Origin of the sequence: Chryseobacterium sp. CCNWLW53, assembly GCF_037083525.1 — a bacterium.
GTDB classification, from domain to species: domain Bacteria; phylum Bacteroidota; class Bacteroidia; order Flavobacteriales; family Weeksellaceae; genus Chryseobacterium; species Chryseobacterium lathyri.
The window spans coordinates 482834-505016 of record NZ_JBAOJR010000001.1 but is presented as its reverse complement, the minus strand read 5'-3'; the positions used below and the strand labels follow the sequence as shown (position 1 = coordinate 505016).

The 22183-nt window shown below is 35.3% G+C and carries 19 protein-coding genes; 6 read left to right on the top strand and 13 right to left on the bottom strand.

Annotated elements, in window-relative coordinates; genetic code table 11:
- Positions 1-4 precede the first annotated feature (4 nt).
- Positions 5-2200, bottom strand: coding sequence for a glutamine synthetase III (locus V6R96_RS02275; protein WP_111954348.1), 2196 nt, complete (start codon positions 2198-2200; stop codon positions 5-7).
- Between the two features lie 290 nt (positions 2201-2490).
- Between V6R96_RS02275 and V6R96_RS02270 the strand changes: the two genes are divergently transcribed.
- The gene (locus tag V6R96_RS02270; RefSeq protein ID WP_336377874.1) at positions 2491-4182 is read left to right on the top strand and encodes a DUF6909 family protein; all 1692 of its coding nucleotides are present in this window, start codon (positions 2491-2493) and stop codon (positions 4180-4182) included.
- Positions 4183-4282: 100 nt separating this feature from the next.
- Here the strand turns inward: V6R96_RS02270 and V6R96_RS02265 are convergent, their stop codons facing one another.
- On the bottom strand, positions 4283-5662 hold the full coding sequence (locus tag V6R96_RS02265) for an aspartate kinase (protein ID WP_111954352.1): 1380 nt from the start codon (positions 5660-5662) through the stop codon (positions 4283-4285).
- Positions 5663-5910: 248 nt separating this feature from the next.
- Between V6R96_RS02265 and V6R96_RS02260 the strand changes: the two genes are divergently transcribed.
- Together V6R96_RS02260 and V6R96_RS02255 are read left to right on the top strand one after the other, a co-directional pair.
- Positions 5911-6381 carry a DUF1572 domain-containing protein gene (locus V6R96_RS02260; RefSeq protein ID WP_336377873.1) on the top strand — a complete coding sequence of 157 codons (471 nt, stop codon included), beginning with the start codon at positions 5911-5913 and terminating at the stop codon, positions 6379-6381.
- Positions 6382-6541: 160 nt separating this feature from the next.
- Positions 6542-8383, top strand: coding sequence for a M1 family metallopeptidase (locus tag V6R96_RS02255; protein WP_336377872.1), 1842 nt, complete (start codon positions 6542-6544; stop codon positions 8381-8383).
- 218 nt (positions 8384-8601) lie between these two features.
- On the opposite strand, the gene V6R96_RS02250 is transcribed toward V6R96_RS02255, so the two are convergent.
- The 4 genes from V6R96_RS02250 to V6R96_RS02235 all read right to left on the bottom strand — a co-directional run bounded on the left by V6R96_RS02250 (position 8602) and on the right by V6R96_RS02235 (position 12160).
- Positions 8602-9204 (bottom strand): hypothetical protein, encoded by a 603-nt coding sequence (locus V6R96_RS02250; protein ID WP_336389742.1) that lies wholly within the window; start codon positions 9202-9204, stop codon positions 8602-8604.
- A gap of 386 nt (positions 9205-9590) precedes the next feature.
- Entirely contained in the window at positions 9591-10160 is a 570-nt protein-coding gene (locus V6R96_RS02245) for a DUF6705 family protein (protein WP_336377870.1), read from the bottom strand.
- Positions 10161-10200: 40 nt separating this feature from the next.
- Positions 10201-10776, bottom strand: a complete 576-nt coding sequence (locus tag V6R96_RS02240; protein WP_111960609.1) for a DUF6705 family protein — start codon at positions 10774-10776, stop codon at positions 10201-10203.
- 25 nt (positions 10777-10801) lie between these two features.
- On the bottom strand, positions 10802-12160 hold the full coding sequence (locus tag V6R96_RS02235; protein ID WP_336377869.1) for a hypothetical protein: 1359 nt from the start codon (positions 12158-12160) through the stop codon (positions 10802-10804).
- 144 nt (positions 12161-12304) lie between these two features.
- Between V6R96_RS02235 and V6R96_RS02230 the strand changes: the two genes are divergently transcribed.
- From V6R96_RS02230 to V6R96_RS02220, 3 genes are read left to right on the top strand one after another with little or no spacing between them, the layout of a single operon-like run.
- The gene (locus tag V6R96_RS02230; RefSeq protein WP_336377868.1) at positions 12305-12670 is read left to right on the top strand and encodes a helix-turn-helix transcriptional regulator; all 366 of its coding nucleotides are present in this window, start codon (positions 12305-12307) and stop codon (positions 12668-12670) included.
- Entirely contained in the window at positions 12671-13429 is a 759-nt protein-coding gene (locus V6R96_RS02225) for a type III pantothenate kinase (protein ID WP_336377867.1), read from the top strand. It begins immediately after the preceding gene.
- 27 nt (positions 13430-13456) lie between these two features.
- On the top strand, positions 13457-13996 hold the full coding sequence (locus V6R96_RS02220) for a GNAT family N-acetyltransferase (protein WP_336377866.1): 540 nt from the start codon (positions 13457-13459) through the stop codon (positions 13994-13996).
- A 42-nt stretch (positions 13997-14038) separates the two neighbouring features.
- Here V6R96_RS02220 and V6R96_RS02215 read toward each other — a convergent pair whose 3' ends face one another.
- The 7 genes from V6R96_RS02215 to V6R96_RS02185 form a co-directional block, all read right to left on the bottom strand.
- Positions 14039-14470: a nucleoside deaminase gene (locus tag V6R96_RS02215; RefSeq protein WP_111954364.1), complete on the bottom strand. Its 432-nt coding sequence runs from the start codon at positions 14468-14470 to the stop codon at positions 14039-14041.
- Positions 14471-14472: 2 nt separating this feature from the next.
- Positions 14473-15099, bottom strand: coding sequence for a hypothetical protein (locus tag V6R96_RS02210; RefSeq protein ID WP_336377865.1), 627 nt, complete (start codon positions 15097-15099; stop codon positions 14473-14475).
- Positions 15100-15155: 56 nt separating this feature from the next.
- Entirely contained in the window at positions 15156-16076 is a 921-nt protein-coding gene (locus V6R96_RS02205) for a YafY family protein (protein WP_111954366.1), read from the bottom strand.
- 305 nt (positions 16077-16381) lie between these two features.
- The gene (locus V6R96_RS02200; RefSeq protein ID WP_336377864.1) at positions 16382-18730 is read right to left on the bottom strand and encodes a M14 family metallopeptidase; all 2349 of its coding nucleotides are present in this window, start codon (positions 18728-18730) and stop codon (positions 16382-16384) included.
- Positions 18731-18939: 209 nt separating this feature from the next.
- Positions 18940-19119 (bottom strand): hypothetical protein, encoded by a 180-nt coding sequence (locus V6R96_RS02195; protein WP_336377863.1) that lies wholly within the window; start codon positions 19117-19119, stop codon positions 18940-18942.
- A 139-nt stretch (positions 19120-19258) separates the two neighbouring features.
- On the bottom strand, positions 19259-19741 hold the full coding sequence (locus V6R96_RS02190) for an SMI1/KNR4 family protein (RefSeq protein WP_336377862.1): 483 nt from the start codon (positions 19739-19741) through the stop codon (positions 19259-19261).
- Between the two features lie 5 nt (positions 19742-19746).
- Positions 19747-22176: a hypothetical protein gene (locus V6R96_RS02185; protein ID WP_336377861.1), complete on the bottom strand. Its 2430-nt coding sequence runs from the start codon at positions 22174-22176 to the stop codon at positions 19747-19749.
- Positions 22177-22183 lie beyond the last annotated feature (7 nt).

The window sequence follows — 22183 nt, the reverse complement described above, 5'->3', positions numbered from 1 at the left end:
GATGTTATTTTGTAAATAACATTTCTCTATATTTAGTCATTGGCCAAAGTTCATCATCCACCATCATTTCAAGATCATCAGAAGCTTCTCTGATCACATCGAATAAAGGAATTACTTTGCTGCAGTATGTTTCTGCCTGCTTCTGACTATTTGATACAGCCTTCGCTGCTTCTCTTGCTTTGATAAGGTCCTCAACGCCCAGTTTGATCTTGGAAACGTTTTCAGAGATATTAGTGATTAAGCTCATTTGCTCTTTCGCCAATGTTTTGAATTCTTTATCAGGGAATATTTCTTTAAGACCTTTTACGTTCTCAATCAGTCTGTTCTGATAATTTAAAGCAGAAGGAATGATGTGGTTTCTTGCGATGTCACTTAAAACTCTTGCTTCAATATCAATGACAGTAGAATATTTTTCTAGTTTGATTTCGTTTCTTGCCTCGACCTCTCTGTGCGTAAATACTCCGATTTCTTCATAAAGATCAACGAATTTTTTATCCATTTCCTGTTTAAGTGCTTCCGGAGTAGTTTTTAAGTTATTTAAACCTCTCTTTTTAGCTTCTTTAGCCCAGTCATCAGAATATCCATCACCTTCAAACATAATGCTCTTGCACTGCTTGATGTACTCTCTCAATACATTGAAGATCGCTTCGTCTTTCTTAAGTCCTGTTTCAATAAGAGCATCAACTTCTTTTTTGAAATCGATCAATTGTTTAGCAGCGATCGTGTTCATAACAGTCATGGATTCTGCACAGTTGGCAGAAGATCCTACCGCTCTGATCTCGAATTTATTTCCGGTAAATGCAAATGGAGAAGTTCTGTTTCTATCTGTATTATCTAGAAGAATTTCAGGGATTTTTCCAACTACATTTAATTTAAGGTCTGTTTTTTCGTCCGGAGAAAGCTTTCCTTCCGTTACTTTTTCCAGTTCTTCCAATACTCTGAACAGCTGGCTTCCGATAAATACGGAAATAATTGCCGGTGGAGCTTCGTTAGCGCCTAATCTGTGGTCGTTGCTTGCAGAGGCGATGCTTGCTCTTAAAAGGTCAGCGTATTCGTAAACTGCTTTGATTGTGTTCACGAAGAATGTTAAGAACTGTAAGTTTTTCTTAGGGTTTTTTCCGGGGCTTAACAGGTTTTCACCTGTATCCGTTGCTAAAGACCAGTTGTTGTGCTTTCCGCTTCCGTTTACTCCTGCAAATGGCTTTTCATGGAATAAAATATGGAAATGGTGCTTGTGAGCAATTCTTGCCATGATATCCATCAACAAAGAGTTGTGGTCTACGGCAACGTTTACTTCTTCGAACATTGGGGCAAGTTCGAACTGGTTAGGAGCAACCTCGTTATGTCTTGTTGTTACGGGAATCCCCAACTTCATACATTCAATTTCCAGTTCTTTCATGAAGTTCATTACCCTTGTTGGGATAGAACCGAAATAGTGGTCGTCCAGCTGCTGTCCTTTAGCAGGAGAATGTCCTAATAAAGTCTTTCCTGTTAAAACAAGGTCCGGACGGGATTGATATAATGCGGAATCAACTAAGAAATATTCCTGCTCCCAGCCTAAAGTAGGAGTTACTTTTGTTACGTTTTTGTCAAAATACTGCATTACATTGGTTGCAGCTTCATCTACAGCATTCAAAGCTCTTAAAAGAGGTGCTTTATAATCTAAAGTTTCTCCTGTATAAGAAATAAAGATAGAAGGAATACATAAAGTAGTTCCCATAATGAATGCAGGAGAAGTAGGATCCCAAGCCGTATACCCTCTTGCTTCGAAGGTATTTCTGATTCCCCCGTTCGGGAAAGAAGAAGCATCAGGTTCCTGTTGTATCAACAGGTTTCCGCTGAATCTTTCAATGGCTCTGCCTCCTTCGATAGGAGTGAAGAAAGAATCGTGCTTTTCTGCAGTAGTTCCTGTCAAAGGTTGAAACCAGTGTGTGTAGTGAGTCGCTCCTTTACTCATTGCCCAGTCTTTCATAGCCACTGCTACCTGATCTGCAATGTGTCTCTGGATCTTTGTTCCTTTTTTGATAGCATCCATAATAGACTGGAATGCTTCTTTGGTTAAATATTCTCTCATGGTCTCTTCTGAGAAAACATTCTGGCAGAATAATTCTGACAGTTTTCCAGGAACCTCAACAGAATTATCTCTTCTGAAGTCCTTAAATGGTAAAGTTTCTAACGCTTTGAATCTTAAAGTTGACATAATAAGGTTAATTTTTACAGGGCAAATTTACAAAAAAAATGAATTGAAAATATTTTACCCCTGTATTTTTTAGGGGTATTTGTAAAATTTATGAAAATCAAACGATGGTTTAACTATTTTTAATAGGGTGATTGGCTGGTGAAAGGTAATGTTTAGCCCTTTAATAAACATCACAATGCATTTTATGATATGCATTTTACAATTCTAAAGATACAAATTTAAACTGCTTGTTAAAAGATACTTAAAATAAGTTGAGCGAAGATTTTGTATATTTGTGTGAAATTTATTTTATGACAAATTCTAGAGCTAGAGAAACAACGGAAGCAATTGAAAGATTGTATATTTCTATGAGACACCTCTTTTACAGAGGTTTTTTTAAACCTGCCGGTGTTTCTGGAGAAAGTATCAGAAGTTTGTTAAAGACTATCAATCCAGAGATTTATGGTACCATGAATATTCCTAATAAAATGGAATTAGATGGTTTGATGTACGTTTTAGACAGACTTCCGGAAGGGATTGAAGAATGTGCGTTTATTCATCTTACATCGGATGAAGGTTTTGATAAAGGAAGTTTCGAACCCATTGTCCCTAAAAAGAGAAGAAGAAACTGTTACAGGATAGATGAACACCAGATGAATATTGAAGTTCTTTTGGGACGTTCTGAAATTTATGACATTCTTACCCACTTAACATTCTTATTTATAGAAGCCGATAAAGTGAGAAACCTTGCTTTCATTCAGGATGAAAACTGGAAACCTACACGTGCTTTTAAAATTATCGAAGAAGTTGTAAAGGGAGAGAAAAAATTCAGCAGAAAAGAAAAAGAGGTTGCTCTTATTCATTTATCTTCTTTAATAGGAAGAACTTTTGAAGAAACCCTGAACGCTTACAATGCTTTTGGGGATGATGATAATCCAGACCGTTTATTCAAAATCATCTACAACTTAGGAAAAGTAAGTCTGGAAGATGCAAAACAGACGAGAGAAAGAGAGATTCATTTCAGTGCTATATTAAAGGAAAGAGTAGGGCATCACTATTTTGGTGAAAAATGGGCCAACAAAGTGAAAGAAGTTTTATTTGAAAACAATCTTCATATGCGTCCATTGCACATTATTTCTGCCAATATGCACTCAGTGAAAAATATGCTGTATGGAAATGATGCCTTAAAGAAAAAAGACAACAAAGAAGTAGATTACAAACTGTACGGAGAGATTTCTGATAAAAAAGAACTTCGCGACAAGGTTTCAAAATATGCTTTAGAGGAAGGTTTGATTTATATTAATGATAAGAGCGGAAGTAATATAGATGTTCAAATCATTGATTTAAGCAAAACAGACCTTAAAAACACTCCGTTCAGCGGTATAAAATATGGTGGCGACGATGTGATCATGGTTTTCGACTATGCTTTCGGAGAGCAGGCTTTTGAGGTAATGGATGAATTACTTAGACCTTTTGAGCATAAAGGAGAGGTGTATATGATGAAAGTGAAATCCGTTTCTATCATGGGTAAAGCCGGGATCCTTGCCGGAGGAAAAGGAGACATTATGATTCCTACTGCCCATATTTTTGAAGGAACAGCGGATAACTATCCTTTTGAAAATGCTTTAAAACTGGATGATTTTAAAGATGATGAACTAAAAGCGTTTGAAGGCCCGATGATTACTGTATTAGGAACATCACTTCAAAACAGAGATATCCTTTCTTACTTTATGAACACTTCATGGAAAGCAATTGGTCTTGAAATGGAAGGAGCACATTACCAGAAAGCGATTCAGGTGGCGTCTAAAATCAGACATCATATTGCACCGGATCTGTTTGTATGTTATGCGTACTATGCTTCAGATAATCCATTGGAGACAGGAAGTACACTTTCTTCAGGAGGCTTAGGCCTTACAGGAGTGAAACCTACTTATCTGATTACTTTAAGAATCCTTGAAAAGATCTTACACAGCGGGAAAAAAGAAATTCCGGCTAAAAAATAATTTGTTTTTTAAATCATATAAAAACCTCAAATGTAAAATACACTTGAGGTTTTTTATTTTAGACTTCCTAGGACTAATTTTATATGTTCTCAGAAAATGCTTAATTGCATAATGCCTGGTTCAAAGCTATAATAGCTTTCTCATAATGCTCCCTTTTTACTACAAACTGCATGTTAACCTGCATGATGGACTGTGCATAACATTCGATATTAATATGATTCTCATACAGGGCTTTTGCCGCACGATATAAGAATCCGGGGGTAGCAATATTGGTTCCCATTGCACAGACTAATGCAACCGGAACTCCCGTTACCTGATAGAAATTTTGTTTGAGTTCCTCCAAAAGCTTTTCCGCGGCATTACTTTCCCAAATCACCATTGTTATTGAGTTTGCGTTTGTAGATTTCAATACGTAACTTATATTATACTTTTGGAAATAGGTCATGATCTGGGCATCATAACCCACTTCACTTACCATAAGCGGATCATGAATTTCTATGGCCAGCATTTTTTTTGATCCGGAAACGATCTCAACACGGGCGTCAGGAGATACATAATTTTTTGATATCAAGGTGCCGATATGATCCGGGTCGAATGTATTTTTAATACGGATATTAATTCCGGAGAGTTCTAATGGTTTTGCTGCCTTTGGGTGAATGGCTTCCATACCGATATCAGCCAGCTGGTCTGCAATGATATAATTGGTCAGTCCCACCGGAACACAGTTTTCTACACCCACGATATTAGGGTCTGCGCTTGATAAGTGATATTCTTTATGAATAACTGCCTCATCAGCCTTTATATCTACAGCGACCTTACTGAAGGTAACTTCGGAATATCCACGGTCAAAAACCCTCATAATTCCTTCAGTTCCTTTAGTATATCCGGTTGCTACACAAATTACATTTTTAAAATCTATTCCGCTGAATTCTTTTGTAATTCTTTCATCAATAGTAAGGGCTTCGTTATCATCAAATCCGCATAAATCCACAAATTTTGCGTTAATTCCTTTATTGTTGATAATATTAGTAGAATTCCACGCAGAATGGGCTTCCCCAATAGAAGCTAAAATTTCTCTTGCCGCAAGATGAATATCGTGAGCATTTACATATCCTGATGCCAAAACCTTACTCAGGCTGCTAAGCATTGTTTTTGCCTGCTCCACTCTGTTTGTTATAAATTCATTAGCTTCGGAAAGCTGAAGGCCAACATTCTCCAATCCTTCATTAATGGAAATCAGTTTTTGGCATACCTTATCGAGATCAGCCTTATAATCTTCACCGTTCAGAAACTTTTGATATACACCGGGTTCACCTGTTTTTTTATGTTCTAATAGCCAGTTTGTTACATTATTATAGGCGGAGACTACAAAAACCCTATTATAAAATTCTCCCTCCTTTCTTTTTCCAATAATTATATTGTAAAGAACATCCTGAAACTGAGACATGGAAGTTCCTCCTATTTTTTCTACGGTCAGCATTATAAAACTTTTTTTAATCTACGAAAATAAGAAAATTAAGATGATTGGAGATACTGATCTGTAAGTCGCCTGTTTAATCTTTTAAAAAAATGCTTATGCTTTCCATTTAAATTCTAGAACCAGCCTTGTCAAGGTTTTAAACCTTGACAAGGCTCATGAATGATTAGTGCTTAAAATTGTGTATTAATTTGTCTGTGAGAAATTAAAAAAATAAATTAATTATCTTTAAAAAACATAAATTTTAAATAATGAGTTCAACTATACAGTTATCAAAAAGATTCAGGGAAGTCTTGCTTGATGGTTACTGGATCGCCAATACTAATTTTAAGGATAAACTCTCAGAGGTAACATGGGAACAAGCCATTGTTAAAATAGATTCTTTAAATACGATTGCTATGCTTACTTTTCATATCCATTATTATATAGCCGGAATTGTTAATGTATTGGAAGGCGGTGAGCTCGAAATAAAAGATCAATTCAGTTTTGATCTTCCGCCTATTGAATCTGCGGAGCAATGGGAAGCGCTTTTAAATAGGCTTTGGACAGATTCAGAAAAGTTTGCATTATTAGTTGAACAGATGGCTGACAGTAAACTTGATGAGGTTTTCGTAGATGAAAAATACGGAACCTACAGAAGAAATATCGATGGAATGATTGAACATGCTTACTATCATTTAGGGCAAATCACATTAATTAAGAAAATGCTGACTCATCTATAATTTATGTCATTAGTGTTTAAAAAAAGCAAAACCTGCACGAGCAGCTTAACCATCTGGAAGAAAACCCATCTAAAGTTATAACGGATTAAAAAGCCCTAAAATAGTCCCATATTTGAGGCTTTTACACAAATTACCTATCTTTAAAAAAAATAAATTTTAAATGAAAAAATCGGTTGCAATCATTTTTGCGTTTATCATTTCTCAATTTCAGGCTCAGCAAGGAGCTTACTATCAGCAAAGTGCGAAGTACAAGATGAATATTGATGTAAATGCTGAAAAATTTACTTACCAGGGAAATCAGACCTTAGAATACACAAACAATTCGCCAGACGAGCTCAATGTGGTGTATTTCCACCTTTACTGGAATGCTTTTAAGCCCAATTCCATGATGGATCAAAGAGTTGCAGGTCAAGGTAAAAATGGAGATTCAAGATTGCAAAAAGATGGGACTTCAAGATTAGCTTCGATTCCTAAAGATCAGGAAGGAGCACAAAATATTCACTGGCTTAAACAAAACGGAAAAGATGTGAAGTTTGAGATTCAGGAAACGATCATGAAAGTATATCTGGCAGAACCGGTTAAGCCTAATTCATCTACAAGTTTCACCATGGAATGGGATGCTGTGATTCCTCAGCAGATCAGAAGAAGCGGAAGAAACAACAGGGAAGGAGTTGACATGACCATGACGCAGTGGTATCCGAAAATTGCAGAGTACGATTATGATGGCTGGGCAACATTTGACTATATCGGAAGAGAATTTCATGCTCCGTTCTCGGATTTTGATGTTACCATCAAGATCAACAAAGACTATGTAATCGGAGCAGGAGGTATTCTTGAAAACCCGGCAGAAGTTAAAGGTTATGACACTAATGCAAAAATCAAAGCCGAAAAAGATAAGAAAGCAACATGGAGATGGACTGCAAAAAATATGTTGGATTTCGCATGGAGTGCAGACAGAGACTATGTTGTAAAGAATTTTGACGTTCCGGAAGGGCCGAAAGTATTTTTAGTATATCAGCAGAATGAGAAAACAAAAGTTTGGGAAGAAGCCCAGCCTTATGTCACCAAATATTTTCAGCTGATGAACAGCCATTTCGGGAAATATGTGTATCCTACCTATGCTTTTATCCAGGGTGGTGATGGCGGTATGGAGTACGGAATGTGTACGATGATCCTGGGAGAAGCTAAAGATATTAAAGGTTTAATGGGCTTAATGGCTCATGAAGGGGCACACTCCTGGTATCAGCAAATGCTGGCAACCAACGAATCTGTACGTCCGTGGATGGATGAAGGATTTACCAGCTATGCAGAAGGTTATGTGATGTATCAGCTGTTTCCGGAAGAGCTTCCGAATCCCTTTGCTAATACCGTGAATGCATACAGAAATTTCGTTAAAAAAGGAATTGAAGAACCTGCCGTATGGCTGGGGGACCACCATGATAATGGGACTGCTTATACCTATGCTTCCTATGTGAAAGGGGAATTATATCTCGTACAGCTAGGCTACATTATGGGTGAGCAAAAACTTGCCGAAACCTTAAAGCAATATTATGACCAGTGGCATATGAAACACCCGTCCGACAGGGATTTTCTTCACATTGCACAGAAAGTTTCAGGAATGGATCTGAAATGGTTCCATAATTACTGGATCAACACCACAAAAACCATTGATTATGGAATCAAAGATGTGAAGTACGATGCAAAATCCACAACCATTACTTTGATTAATAATGGACAAGTTCCTATGCCTGTTGATTTCAATGTAATGACTGCAGATAAAAAGATTGTTACTTATCAGATTCCTTTGAATATGAGCCATACATGGAAGGAGAAAGATGTTTACGGTGACTTTAAGACGATGCCTTACTGGCCCTGGACTCAGAAAGAATATACGCTGACAATTCCTTATACGAAAGCTCAGCTGTCTGTTTTAGGAATAGATTTCAGCCAGAGAATAGCAGATGTCAATACGGATGATAATACTGTAGAAGTAAAGCAATAGATTATACAAATACAATAAAAAACCCACAGAAAGTTCTGTGGGTTTTTTATTGTATTGAAGTCTTTCACTAAGTCTTTCAATTTGAACCCTAACGTCCGAATCACATATCTTTAGAAGCCTTCACGATTCACTTGCGAAGCAAAATTCACGATTCACAACCACATTATTACCGAAAACCCTCTCATATCTGAGATCTGATGTCTGAAATCCAAATACCTTTATTTTATCCCAAACTGCAGGACCATCCAGTGATTAGGATGATTTTTTATAAGATCATTTCTTAAAACCTCATCTTTTGTATTGAGGTAGCGGTATACTTTTAAAGGAACTGAATCCGGATATTCTTTTAGCCCCTGATCTACTGTAGCTTTAGCATCTTCTTTCTTTCCTCCTCCGTCCAGGGCTTCAAATTTGTAGATATAAATAATAGCAGGTATTTTTCCATAAATATCTTTGGTTTCATTCTCTAATAATTTGATAGCCTCTATCTGGAATTCTGTATCAGGTGTCTTTCCAACCATAGAAGTGCGGCTGAGATGCTGCTGATACATCAGGAACAATAACAGGATATGAAGATTTTTCGTATCTGGATTGGAGGCCATTTTTTCAATTTTCTGAACTGTTTCCGGAGTCATTTCGTCATTTTCTGCCTGCAGGCTTTTAGTATAAAACTCGTCAAGAAGGTCATAAACAGCCTTGTCGTTCCGGTCAATCTTTGATTCCTGCTTTATTTTAAGGAATATATCTTTTACCTGGTTTCCGCTCTGGGCAAAAGTATTCAGGCTAATACAAAAGATTACAATCAGCATTAATTTTTTCATGGAAGCAGGATAAAAATATTTTCAGTCTTAAAGATAATTAAATGTTTCCAATCTTCTAAATTTCAGGCTCAGGTTTTTTTAATATATAATGTCATTCCCTTAAATAATTATCTGTTTCCCACGCTTGAACGAAATGACCATTAAAAATAGTATAAGTAATCTATTTTTCATAATCTGTGATTCAAGACAAATGCTTCCGAAGAGACATTGCTTTATAGTATCATTAACAACAATTCCAATAATATTGTTAATTTTTAAAGAGTCTTTAGCAATGCCTCGCACAGTTACTGTTTGAGATTTATAAAATGTAGTAGCTAAAACTATACAAAATAAAAAAATGGTTTCATATTTCATCATTTTAAAAAACCTCCCATTGGAGGTTTTATTTATTGCTTGGTAAAAATTAAATCTTTTGTTTCTGGAAGATAAATTTTTGTATCCAAATTAGGAGGGCATTTACTTGCTGTTGTAACGATATCATTAGGACGGTATTCCCATGAGATTTGAGTTGAACTAATCTTTTTTAAATTAATTTCGCCCCAACCCACACTACAATTAGTTCCACTATATAGAAAACCTATTGTATTTGGAGATGGTATATCAATACTGTAAAATTCAATATTATATATATTATTATTTTGTGTATCTTGTAGTGTAGCACCTAAAGAATTTTTAACTATATATTTTACAATTAATGCATCCATATAATAATTTTTATGAGCGCTTTTTTCTAATTTGTCTTCCTGCTTGGTAATAAACAAAGTAATTTCATTCCCATTGAAATTAGCTTTGTAAGTTCCTACAAAAAGAGTAAATTCATTATTTGTATCTTTCAAATGAGCACCAGCGGGGATTTCACTTAAAGCAGTATTTATTGGCAAAGTTTGAGCGTTACAAGACATTAAGCTTATAATTAATGTCAACGCTAATAGCATTTTTGATTGCATTATATTCATATTTCATCATTTGGGAAAAGCCTCCGAAGAGGCTTTGCTATTATTGCTTAGTAAAAATTAAATCTTTTGTCTCTGGAAGATAGATTTTTGTGTCCAATGTTGGAGGGCATTTAGCTGCTGTTGTAACAATATCATCCGGACGGTATTCCCAAGATAGTTGAGTTGAGTTGATTTTCTTTAAGAAAATATCTCCCCAACCCACACTACAATTAGTTCCACTATAATAAAATACTATGGTATTTTGTGTTGGTTTCGTTCCTATGCTATAAAATTCTATGTTTGGATTATTAACATCATTTTTAGTGTCCTGTAAAACAGCTCCTGTAGAACTTTTTACAATATACTTTATTACTAAAGCATCCATATAATAAGTTTTCTGTCCCGTTTTTTCTAATTTTTGTTCTTGCTTAGTAATGTAAAGAGTGACTTCATTTCCATTAAAATTTGTTTTGTAAATTCCTATATAAGGCGTGAGTTCATTATCTAAATCTTTTAAATATGAATTTTGAGGAACTTCTTCATAGTCTGCATTTAATGGATAGACTTGTTGTGCTTTGCAAGAAATAAAATTTGTAATTAAAGTGAAAATTACTATTCTTAAATATATTGTTTTCATATTTTATTTATTATTTAATTAATATCTATGGGCACGGGTTAGCATTTATACTACCATTGCTATTTAAAGTTACATTATTTATCGTTCCATTACTCTCTATACGCTGTAAATTTACTTTTCCATCTATTCCTATATTTTTTAAAGTATCAAAGAATAATTTTTCTAATCCAACATTATTAAGAGTTGCTCCATTATTGTTCGAATTTAGAGGATCTTTTAATAATTTATTGACTTTTTTTCGATAATCTTTTTCAAATTGTTTCATTTGTGCTTCTGTATAAACATAACCTCCCAATTCTGCAGCAGCTCCTGTATACTGTATTACATAATGTATATACTGAACATTATTAGGGCAAGTATTACACCATTCTCCAGCTATCATGCCAAGATATGCATTTCCTACGCCGTCCTCTATACTTTGTGCTGCCGCAAACCCAAATAATGCATCTACAATATCCGGCGGGGAGAACATATGCGTTCCGGTTGCCGTATGGTTGTGATATCCACCGTAAGAATCGGTAACATCATTGAATACTACCTTATGCGCAGAGTTTACATCTGCAGGAGCCAAAGTCCCATCTTTCTTTTCTTTAAAACCAATTTCTCCGGCATTTACATCACTAAGGGTTTTAAGTGCTTGGGCTTTTATAATATTAATACCTTGCTGTACATCCGGTTTATTTAGGTCATTTTTTGTTTTCTCACAAGGATTAGTATTGGCAGTGTTACTAGGATAAGGATATCCACCACCTCCTGTACCTCCACCTGTACAGTCTTCCTCTAAACAGTCACCAGGTGTTGTAGGCTCAGTCAAAACAGGACCGGTAGATGTACACCTGGTTTTAGTAAATACATAAGAATCTATTACTTCTCCTGTAGTTTCACTGGTCCATGTCCAGGTAACTGTTACGGTGTAGCAAGTCGTTTTTGATGAAATACCATCTCCGTTTCCGCTTATGATGTTTCCTTTAAGCTGGCTTCGGTCTTTAAAAACCAATACATCAAAAAAGTCATTAGAACTTTTTTCATTTCTTATTTTAAAAAATACTCTGTTTCCTCTGCGCTCCGCAGTAAGAACGGAATTTACCTTTCCGTTTCTGGAAATAGGAACTTCCAGGAAGCTTTCATCAAATGTCCCCATAGTGAGGGCGTGGTCCCAAAGTACATTTCCGTATTTGCCGGAGAAATAGCTTTTGTCGGCATACTGATCAAAAACTTTCTTGACATTGCGGATGTATTTTTCATCTTCTTTCCACAGAGATTTGTTTTCGTACTCTTTAGAAACAGGGTCAGCTGCTGAAGACATGTCATCATGAATACAGGAGTACAGCGAAATGCTGAGGGCTATCAATAGAAATAGCCGGAGAAATAAATTTTTTCTCATAGATTGTTTGTGTTTTTAAGTTATTAAATATATAAAATAATTCTCTTCACATGGAGAATTATTACAAACCTAAAATATTTCTCTACATGCACAGCACACTTTTTCGGGAAAATTATTACTTTTACGAAAAATATTTTTACTATTATGGAAAAGATTATCAAAAAGATTGCGGAGATCCGTACCAGAAAAGGCTTTTCTTATGAGAATATGGCTCACGACCTGGATCTCAGTACCTCAGCATACAGGAAAATAGAAACCGGAGAAACCAAGCTTACCGTAGAAAGGCTGGTTGATATTTCTAAAATCCTGGAAACACCTCTTGATGAGTTTTTAGATACAAATTCACAAAAAAATTTTAATCAAGAAAATAATGATAGTGCAAGTGGTTTTCAAGGATTTGATTATAAAACTTATTACGAATATTCTGAGGTTTCCAAAAAATTGATTGAAATTTATGAACAGCAGATTAAAGATTTAAAAGCAGAAATAGAGCAACTGAAAAAGAAGTAAATGAATTCAATTGTAATCAACGTAGGGAACAGCAACATCAGATTCGGACTTTTCAATGGAGACAACTGTGATATTTCATGGGTGATCAATACAAAGCCGTACAGAACGGTAGATGAGCTGTATGTACAGATTCTCATGCTTTATCAGACCTACAAAGTAGAACCGAAAGATATCAGTAAAGTCATCATAGGATCTGTAGTACCGCAGCTTACCAAGGTCATGGGTTCGGCGATCAAAAAGATCCATAGTATTCAGCCCGTGATTGTAGACCGGTCTACGCCTTCGGGTGTTCAGGCAAAATCCAAACAGATGGGAACGGATATTTATGCCAATCTTGTGGCTGCCCATAATCTTTACCCAAACCGGAAAAAGATCATCATAGATTTTGGAACGGCTCTTACGGCAAGCTGTGTAACAGAAACCGGAGAGACATTGGGAGTAATCATTGCACCTGGAATTGTAACGTCTTTAAATTCATTGATCAGCCAAACTGCCCAGCTTCCTGATATTGAGCTGAAAAAACCTAAATCCGTATTGGGTCTGGACACGGTAACCTGTATGCAAAGCGGTATGGTATACGGATTTCTGGGAATGGTAGAAGGTTTTATAGACCGCATCAACGATGAGGTGAATGACGACTGTTTTGTAGTCGCAACGGGCGGTGTTTCCCATGTTTATAAGCCTCTGACGGAAAAAATTCATGTGATGGATAGGCTCCATACGCTGAAAGGGCTTTATTTTTTAGGAAAAGACTTATAGGAAAACTCCAATGAACCAAAACGTATTATGAGAAAATTAAAAGAATTCCCGGCAATAGAAACGGAAAGATTAATTCTTTCTCAGCTGAAGGAAGAAGATCTTCCTTTTGTAACTGAATATCTTCAGGATAAAATTTTCTCAGATGTTACGTCCAATATTCCTTATCCTTATACTGGGGAACATGCCAAATTCTGGATGAAAATGTCCCGGGAATCCTTTGAAAACAATACAGGATATACTTTTGCAGTCCGAAATAAGGAAGGACAGATTTTAGGTGCCATTGGTCTTCACGACAGGGATGATGACAAAGCCGAGCTTGGCTACTGGATGGGAAAGCCTTTCTGGAACAAAGGATATATCACCGAAGCTGCTACAGCTTTAATTGATTTTGGGTTTAACGAACTACAGATTAATAAAATCTATGCAACTTATTTTTTAGACAATCCGGCCTCCGGAAGAATCATGGAAAAAATAGGGATGGAAAAAGAAGCTTTGCTAAAGCAGCATCTTAAAAAAGATGGTAAATACATTGATGTCATGATGTATTCTATCTTAAAAAACAAATAATGATTGAGTCTTTCGTGGAAGCGGGCATCAAATTCTAAAATATTATCTTTTGCTTTTAAAAAATTCTTTAACGATCGTTGAGCACTCATTTTCCATTACTCCGGTTACCATTTCTGTTTTGGGATGCAAGGAAAGGTGTTTGTTGATAAATCCTCTTTGCTCATCTCTGGCTCCAATTACGACTTTGGAAATCTGTGACCAGGCCAAGGCTCCGGAGCACATTACACAGGGTTCAAGGGTTACATAAAGGGTACAGTTGATCAGATATTTCCCACCCAGAAAATTAGCGGCGGAAGTAATGGCCTGCATTTCTGCATGGGCAGTTACATCGTTTAATGTTTCCGTGAGATTGTGAGCTCTTGCAATGATGCGATTATTGGAAACAATGACACATCCTATGGGAACCTCATCTTTTTCCAGTGCAGCCTCTGCTTCCTGCAGGGCCATTTTCATATAATATTCGTCGGTAAACATTTTTAATCTTCAATAGTTAGGGTTAAAGGAAGCCTGAGGTAATACCTTACCGGATCTCCTTTGCTAACAGCCGGAGAAAATTTTTCCGAAACGGAATACAGTGCAATTTCAGCCTGTCTGTTGAAGGTGAAATTGTCTCCCTGTGCGTGTACATTACTGATACTGCCATCTTTTTCAACAATAAAACCCACATTTGTTTTTACTGTTTTGGTTTCAGTATAAACACCTCCGGTATAAAAAAGACTGGCAACTTCCTGTCTCAATGTATTAAATCCGCCAGGATAGTCAGCAGATTTATCAAAAACAGCAGTTTTCTCAATAGTGTTTTCCGATATGCCTTTTGGACTCTTCAGGGTCTGCAGGTCTTCAAGGTTTCTTACTTTCAATAAAGCTCCTATCATGGCTACGTTTTCAATGCTGTCCATCTTTTTCATGAAAAGCATAAAATCAAGTTTTATATTGGCTTTTCTGAAAGAATCTGCTTCCGCGTCAAACTTCTTTTTAAATTCTGTATTCAGCATATTCCTGTGGTGGTTATAATAGTTTTTAACCTGCCGGAATTCTTCCTTCTGCTGCGAAAAACAGAAAGAGTAAGTAATACAAAACAGACAAAAGATTAAAGCTTTCAAAAGAGTATATTTATGTAAATATAATTAAAAAAATGAGAACTTTTTATCCTTTGATATCAGCTTTCGAGATAGCGGTTCAGAGATTCCTGGAGATGAGTCCGGATGTCATCAACTAAACATTTCGGTTCTAAAACGGTCACTTCTTTTCCGTAAGATAGAATTTCCTGCATAAAATCGTAAGTAGGATGTAGGAAGAACTCAAAATAGATCTCTTCCGGTGTTTCTTTGGTTTCTTTCTGAGACTGGTGCAATGGAAAGCTTCTGATGTACTCTCCCTGATGTCTGCTACATTTCATAATGATCTTCTGAGGGTTTTGCTCTGCAAGATTCATCACCCCGAATGCATTTTTGAAATGTTCCCTGAAATTGTAGTTATACTTTTCACGGAATTTGCTGTCGCTTACATCCAGATAATTGACCCTGTCTAACCCAAATGACTTTAAGACTTTGTCTTTAGTGTCAATTGCGATAAGGTACCATCTGTCCTTGGATTCTTTCAATGCCAGGGGATGCACTTTCCGTGAAGTCATGACTTTATTTTTGTAGTTATAATGCTCAAAACTAACGACTCTTTTATTACGAATGGCGAAGAAAAGATCATAAAAATGTTCTATCCCTGTAGGTTTTCTGCTTTCAAAAAAGATAAAATCTGAAAAGTCCGGATGAAGATTCAACGCATTACTTACCTGAAAGGACTCCAATAATTTTTGGTTGTATTCGTCCACTTCCATAATCGGGCGGCTCTCAATATAATACCTGTTGTCACCTTTCTTTTTATTGTGAATGGAAAGATTAAAAAGATCGGAAATCTCACGAATGTCTCTTTGCAGCGTACGGATCGAGTAGCTCTTAATCCCTGCATCCTGAAATTCGAAAGAGTTTAAAAGATAGTCCTCCAGCTGAGAATAGGTAGCCGGAGAACTTTCTAATCTTTTGATAATTAAGGCATATCTTGTCAGATAAAAATCTTTTTTCATTCGTCTGTATTTTATGAGCGACATTGCCGCGTTTCATGGTAAAATTTTATAAGACAAATATATAGGGTTAATGCGACAAAACGTGTCGTGTTTTATTTTTTATAAGAACTTACCTTAAAAAATCTTATATATACTTTTTGATAGGCTATATAATTCTGACAAATAGATGTCAAATTAATGAATGTTAAAGAGCGGAAAAGTTGCTCTCAACATTGATATTTTGTGCTTAGTAGTTTTTGAAGCTCAAAAGCACCTATCTCGACAGGTGCTTTTATTATTTAAAGTTATATTTTAGGTATAAGTCACTATGTCCTATTGTTATAAAAATCAACAGCATATTTACCCAAAGAATAAAATGTATTTACATATGTTTCTATACTTCTTGTAATAACATTACTGTTAAAGGATGATGGATCTGTTGGGTTGTAAAAGTCTCCCTGATCTGTCTCCATTGTCATAGCGACTACTTGCTGATTCCCCATCCAAGCCTGAGACATTGGGGAACTGCCATCAATATCGGAAAAAGCAAGTAGATCTTTATTTGCCAAATAACTGTATCGTTTCCTTGTTTCGGCATCTAATCTGTCACACAATGAATATATGGCATTTTGAATTGTATTAAATGATGATGCAAACCAAGCAGTCCGATAATCAATATTTACTCCCGATCCAAAATTATGGCAATCTATATATAATACCGTGTCCGTTTTGATGGAATTAAAAGTATCCCTTACTAATTGTGATTCTTTTTCACTAAACGGTGCAGTACCTTTATAGGATTGTGAGCCAATGCCGCCGTCTGCATATTCAGCCCATCGATAATCAAAGTTTCTATTAATATCCACGCCGTTATGATTCCATCTCACTGACTCTGTACCGCCAACATTCCCAATATTCAACGCATACGGATTAACCAAAGGAATAAATGTCCAATCATAATTAGTGCGTAAAGCGTCTATCATTTCATCTTTATTGGGGTTTTCAAGCAGTAATTTGAAAAATAAATAGGTGGTGTAAACTGCTAATTTTTCGCCCCCGTGTATCCCTCCACATACAAATATGCGAGGCTTCCTACGTCTTTGCGTTGGTGGTGTCTTCCTGTTAAATGAAATGTCAATTCGCAAAATATCATAAGGTGTTGGCCCTTCTGTTTGACCTATAACTGTTTTTGTCACGTTATTAGAAAAAGATGCTATTACATTGTCATACATTGGATAAAGAACACTTGACGTAAGAGTTAAAGGATTGAAAGCAGGATAAACTGGAGCGCTCCAATATTTGATCCCGAAATTATCGACTGCAAATTTATTCATTTGCCGTGTGTCCTTTTGAGATATGGGAACTCCATTTACGCAATAATTTTTCAGTCCGGTTACGTAAAAACTAGCAAACGAACCGCTATATCGATAAGTAAACAAAACCAAATGATTCAACAAAGGAGCAGATGTTTGATTTTGAACAATGATTGTACTATTTGTTTTATTATAGAGCACCACACCGGCTGTTACAGCGGAAGGCATATCTATACCCACAGTTGAAGTAGGCAAACTTATCCTCCCCACAGTTGTATTCCCAGTGTCAATTATTGCGCCTCCGGAAATAATTATCTTACGATTAGCTAAATCAAAATTGATGTCAGAGTCATTTGTGTTTAGAATGGCAACCTGTTCATTTATCGTATAAATAGTGGATGGGAGCGGCTTGCTTTTTTTAGTTTCATTTAATAATTGATCATACTTACTGGCACTAACATTTTTTAGAATGTATATAAAATCAAGGCGATCCTGTTCAGTAATAATGTCCGTTGGGTTATTCTTTTCAAAAACGATTCTAACCTGATTAGTGGTTGCATTATCTACTGAAAACTCATTTGTGGTCACATTCTGGTTGGCGAAGACCCCATCCTTGTAAAAAACAACACGGGATATTTTATACCCTGATTTTTGACTAATCAAATAGTTGCCGGTAACCACAGGAATTAAAGCTGTTCTTATTCCTGTATCAGAGGTAGAATTGAAGCCATTATTTACTGCTATTCTTCCGATTTCTGTCACAATACTATCGCCTAAATTAATTTCAAAACCATTGTATTCTGATATAATCCTTGCAGATGTTTTTGTGTTTTCTACGATATCATTAAATGTGATGGACTCGGATGAGTAGCAACTAATTTTGATTGCATTTAATTCTGTTTGAGTGACTGTTTGTGTGTTGTTAATGTGATATACAGAAACCTTCCATTTCTTTGCAGTTGTGGGAATGGTCGGAGTAAACGTTTTTGCGTTTATGTCTTGCTTTGAAATAAAGACATTCGTGGCAGTGTAATAGAAAATCGTTTGAAATAACATATCACCGACAAGTTCAATTTGATTTGCATAGCGGGTATCTAAAAAGGAATCCGTCCTACCTCTGGTAGTTGATCCTGTGGGAAATCCAACAGAACCTGAAAGTGCCAGAGCTCCAACTTCCAGACTTGGATTAATGTAATCTTTAAAACTGCTGTTTTGCTGAATAAGTTGATCGCTATTTTGAATTTGGTTTAGTGGAATCAGTTCATTTTTATGCCAGTAAGCATCAAGCCAGGACCAGAAATGCTCTTGTGTGGGTTTGTCTCCGTTCTCGAAGTACAGTTTTAGGTCTTCTTTTGTTTTCATAATAAAATTCGGTGATTTTGTTTGGTTGTATTAATATGTTAGGATTATGAAGAATCTTATAGTAGAAACTCTTTAGAGTTTAAATGTTTTTTTTACAGATTCTTAGACATAATTCTTGCTGTCCAACATTTTATGAATGATGAATTCAAAGGGTTTTTAAAATTTTAAAGATTGTTTTTTTTTTCGTAAAATCAGGAAACTTTACATAGCTATATGAAAAAGATCAGAAATCTCCCGGATATCCCTCTGCAAGGTGATAGAGTAGCTCCTGTATCATGAAATTCGAAAGAGTTTAAAAGATAGCTCTCCACCTGGGAATAGTTAGCTGGAGAACTTTCTAATCTTTTAATGATTAAGGCATATCTTGTCAGATAAAAAACTTTTTTCATTCGTCTGTATTTTATGATGCAGCAATGCTGTGTTTCATGCTGAAATTTTATAAGACAAATATATAGGCTAATGCGACAAAATATGCCGTGTTTTATTTTTTTGCGAAGTTGAGAAATATTTGATTTTAAATACTATTATTTACCAGCCTTCTTGTAATATTTTGTAAGCGGTTTCTATTTTCTTTTCTATAAAAGTACTAAAATTGACTTTTACTGATTTAATCTCTCTTTTACTATCGTCCATAGTAGAATAATCTACTAAATAAACAATTGGATTATCTCCCTCGTCTAAATAAAAAAAGTAGAACTGTTCACAACCATTACTTTCAGCGAAAAGCCAAAAAGGGCGTGTTATGTTATTATTCAAACCTGTTTCTTCGATCTCTTGTCGCATTAATTCATAATGCCAGTCTGAAGAAATTGTTTCTAAATCAGCTGTATCCATTATTGGTAATGCTCCACATGATTCGCCAGCTAAATAGAGGAACTCATAATATGCTAATGGGAATTTGATATTAAATTTTTGTTCAACTTGTTTTATTGTATTTTCTGATGCACCTTTAATTTTTCTAATTCCAATTTTAGGTGTTGCTTGCAGTTTCTGTAAATATTGAATATCCATTTTGTTTATTTAATTATTTTATAATCGATTAAATCTTGATTACCTAAGGCAAACTGTCCTTTTTCTAAATAAACAGCTTCTATTTTAACCTTTGGTTTTCCATACATGTCATGTCTAATAATAATTTGTTTTTTACAAGAGTTACATGGTTCATAAAGTGTTTTGATATTTAAAGTTTTAACCTTGATTTTGCTTTCTCCGAAATTAGCTTTTAATTTCAAAATTTCATCGTCAAACACAGAAAATATTTTGTGTTCAGAGTCGTGAAACCTTCTAGTAACTTCCTCAAGTTCATCAATTGTCTTATAGTGTGTCATGAGCTCTTCTATACTCATTCCGAGTTGCTTTGCTACATATGTTTGGTCTACATTACTGCATAACCCAACTCCATTTACACTCTTACCTGCCAAAGCCTTATATTCTAATGCCATTATTTTACCATCAACTTCTAATTCAGCAATCATAATAGCAGCATTTTTATTGAAAGCTTGTTTATTAAGTTTTCTAATTTCTAGAAGCTCTTCAATCATGTTTTTATCAAGAGCTTTCATTGGATTCAAACTTTTCCATTTTTTGATAACTAAAATGTTATCAGAATAATGTAGTAGTAATTTACCGAAAGGTTTAAAAAATGCTATTACTAATTTTTTATACAATTTAAGTTCAGCAGGCCCTAATAATGGTATTTGAACGTTTAGAGAACCTCTTGTATCTTTAGCATAAGTTTGAAATGCCTTAAACACATCATCTATTAGGATTTTAATTTCAGGAATTCCTTTTTTTATAAAATTAATGAGCTCTTGGAATCCTTTTATAAGGTCTTGTATGCTTTTAACAATAAATTCAGAAAATGTTCTCAAAGTTTTAGCTGTACCTTTTATAGAGCCCCATCCCAATCTGAAAATTCCAAAAATAACCTCCTCTAATTTCTGTAAAATTAAAGGAATATCTAAAGTTCCGCCACTTATAAGTGTTCCTACAACAATCTCGATGATTAATGATATAATAAAACCGTACGCATATCCTATAAAATACCCACAAGCAACAGCATCAAAAGTAAGATTTATTTCCTTTAGTTTTCCATAAATATATTTGGCAATTTCAGTGAAGTTTAATTTTTTTATGGACTGAATTACTTCATCAAATTGTTCTAAAAGAGAAGGAAGATATTTTTCAACATTCTGGGCAAAATCTTTCCCTAATGTGATGCCGTCGTAAATCATTTTAACCATTGCAAATAATCCGGCTACAGCATCTACAAGGCCGTTCCATATACCACAGAGTAAGGCATTGTATACTTTTGTTCCATACTTCAGAATTTCCATATCCGATATACTTTCCAGATTGGATGCTACATCATGCATGATATAATAGGCATCTAAATATGATTTGTATAGAATTTCCAGTAAACCTTTGGGCTGACTGTCAGATTTGAAATCCTTTTTGATATTCAGCAGTAGCTTAACAAAATTATTTTGATCTGTAAGCATCGTTTTTAAATAACGGCTTATTTCTGTAAAGTTTACTGCTCCGCCATCGTTTTTGCCACTGGAAAGAATAGGGTCATATCTGTAATTTTTATCAATTTCCCCATTTTCCATCCTGGGTAATTTAGGTTGCCATCTATTCTCTTCTAATCTCCCTTTTTCGATGAACACAATTATTTTTTCCAGTACGGTACTGGTTGCTGCTCGTAATGTGTCATTTGTCAGGATTCCGAGGCTTGGATGAATCAAAGAAATTCCACTCGAAAAAAACGATGCTACTTTAAAGTAGGTCTTGGCAGCATCAACCCTGAAATCCTCAATAAAACCATTTTTTAAAAGATTTTTGATCTGATCGTCAGATAATTCCGGGACGACTGCTTTGATTTCTTTATAAACTTCTGAATTGTCATATAGATCATATTCTAATCTTTTGTTAGAATTTAAGAAAGATAATACATCATTTGAAATTTTAATTGCACCATAAGTTCCACTAACATTATCTGTGGAATTATCTTCTACGAAAATTAATATTTCTCTGCCTTTAGGCATTGAGATTTCAAAACATTCTTTTAGTTTCGTTGCTTCTGTAGAAGAATATATGATGACTCTAAATGCAAAATTATTCACATCTTTCGCCCCATAGTAATAGAAATCTTTTACTGTAGTTTTAATTACAGATGATAAATCACTTCCATTGTCAGGAATGTATGTAAAAGTCCCTTCAACAGGAGTGTCTCCATCAGGAAAATATTTATTCTGTAAATCTTCAGCAGACTGATTGAACAGTTTTACAGTGGCCAATGGGCTTACATTGCTCATTCCCCTTATATTCTCTCCAATAGTAAAAGCATTTTTGAAAGAGGGAAATGCAGGATAGGAGAATTTATTCTCCATCGACAGCGCTTCATCTCCGACATCAATAACATCTTTATATTCTGTATTTTTCATTTTTAAT

Bases quoted from the DNA above. Each gene is read 5' to 3' on its own strand.
- V6R96_RS02245 (WP_336377870.1), bottom strand. From the start codon at position 10,160: ATGAATATAATGCAATCAAAAATGCTATTAGCGTTGACATTAATTATA.
- V6R96_RS02195 (WP_336377863.1), bottom strand. From the start codon at position 19,119: ATGAAAAAAGTTTTTTATCTGACAAGATATGCCTTAATCATTAAAAGA.
- V6R96_RS02250 (WP_336389742.1), bottom strand. From the start codon at position 9,204: ATGAAAAAATTAATGCTGATTGTAATCTTTTGTATTAGCCTGAATACT.
- V6R96_RS02270 (WP_336377874.1), top strand. From the start codon at position 2,491: ATGACAAATTCTAGAGCTAGAGAAACAACGGAAGCAATTGAAAGATTG.
- V6R96_RS02240 (WP_111960609.1), bottom strand. From the start codon at position 10,776: ATGAAAACAATATATTTAAGAATAGTAATTTTCACTTTAATTACAAAT.
- V6R96_RS02230 (WP_336377868.1), top strand. From the start codon at position 12,305: ATGGAAAAGATTATCAAAAAGATTGCGGAGATCCGTACCAGAAAAGGC.
- V6R96_RS02265 (WP_111954352.1), bottom strand. From the start codon at position 5,662: ATGCTGACCGTAGAAAAAATAGGAGGAACTTCCATGTCTCAGTTTCAG.
- V6R96_RS02235 (WP_336377869.1), bottom strand. From the start codon at position 12,160: ATGAGAAAAAATTTATTTCTCCGGCTATTTCTATTGATAGCCCTCAGC.
- V6R96_RS02260 (WP_336377873.1), top strand. From the start codon at position 5,911: ATGAGTTCAACTATACAGTTATCAAAAAGATTCAGGGAAGTCTTGCTT.
- V6R96_RS02185 (WP_336377861.1), bottom strand. From the start codon at position 22,176: ATGAAAAATACAGAATATAAAGATGTTATTGATGTCGGAGATGAAGCG.
- V6R96_RS02225 (WP_336377867.1), top strand. From the start codon at position 12,671: ATGAATTCAATTGTAATCAACGTAGGGAACAGCAACATCAGATTCGGA.
- V6R96_RS02215 (WP_111954364.1), bottom strand. From the start codon at position 14,470: ATGTTTACCGACGAATATTATATGAAAATGGCCCTGCAGGAAGCAGAG.
- V6R96_RS02200 (WP_336377864.1), bottom strand. From the start codon at position 18,730: ATGAAAACAAAAGAAGACCTAAAACTGTACTTCGAGAACGGAGACAAA.
- V6R96_RS02220 (WP_336377866.1), top strand. From the start codon at position 13,457: ATGAGAAAATTAAAAGAATTCCCGGCAATAGAAACGGAAAGATTAATT.
- V6R96_RS02275 (WP_111954348.1), bottom strand. From the start codon at position 2,200: ATGTCAACTTTAAGATTCAAAGCGTTAGAAACTTTACCATTTAAGGAC.
- V6R96_RS02190 (WP_336377862.1), bottom strand. From the start codon at position 19,741: ATGGATATTCAATATTTACAGAAACTGCAAGCAACACCTAAAATTGGA.
- V6R96_RS02255 (WP_336377872.1), top strand. From the start codon at position 6,542: ATGAAAAAATCGGTTGCAATCATTTTTGCGTTTATCATTTCTCAATTT.
- V6R96_RS02205 (WP_111954366.1), bottom strand. From the start codon at position 16,076: ATGAAAAAAGATTTTTATCTGACAAGATATGCCTTAATTATCAAAAGA.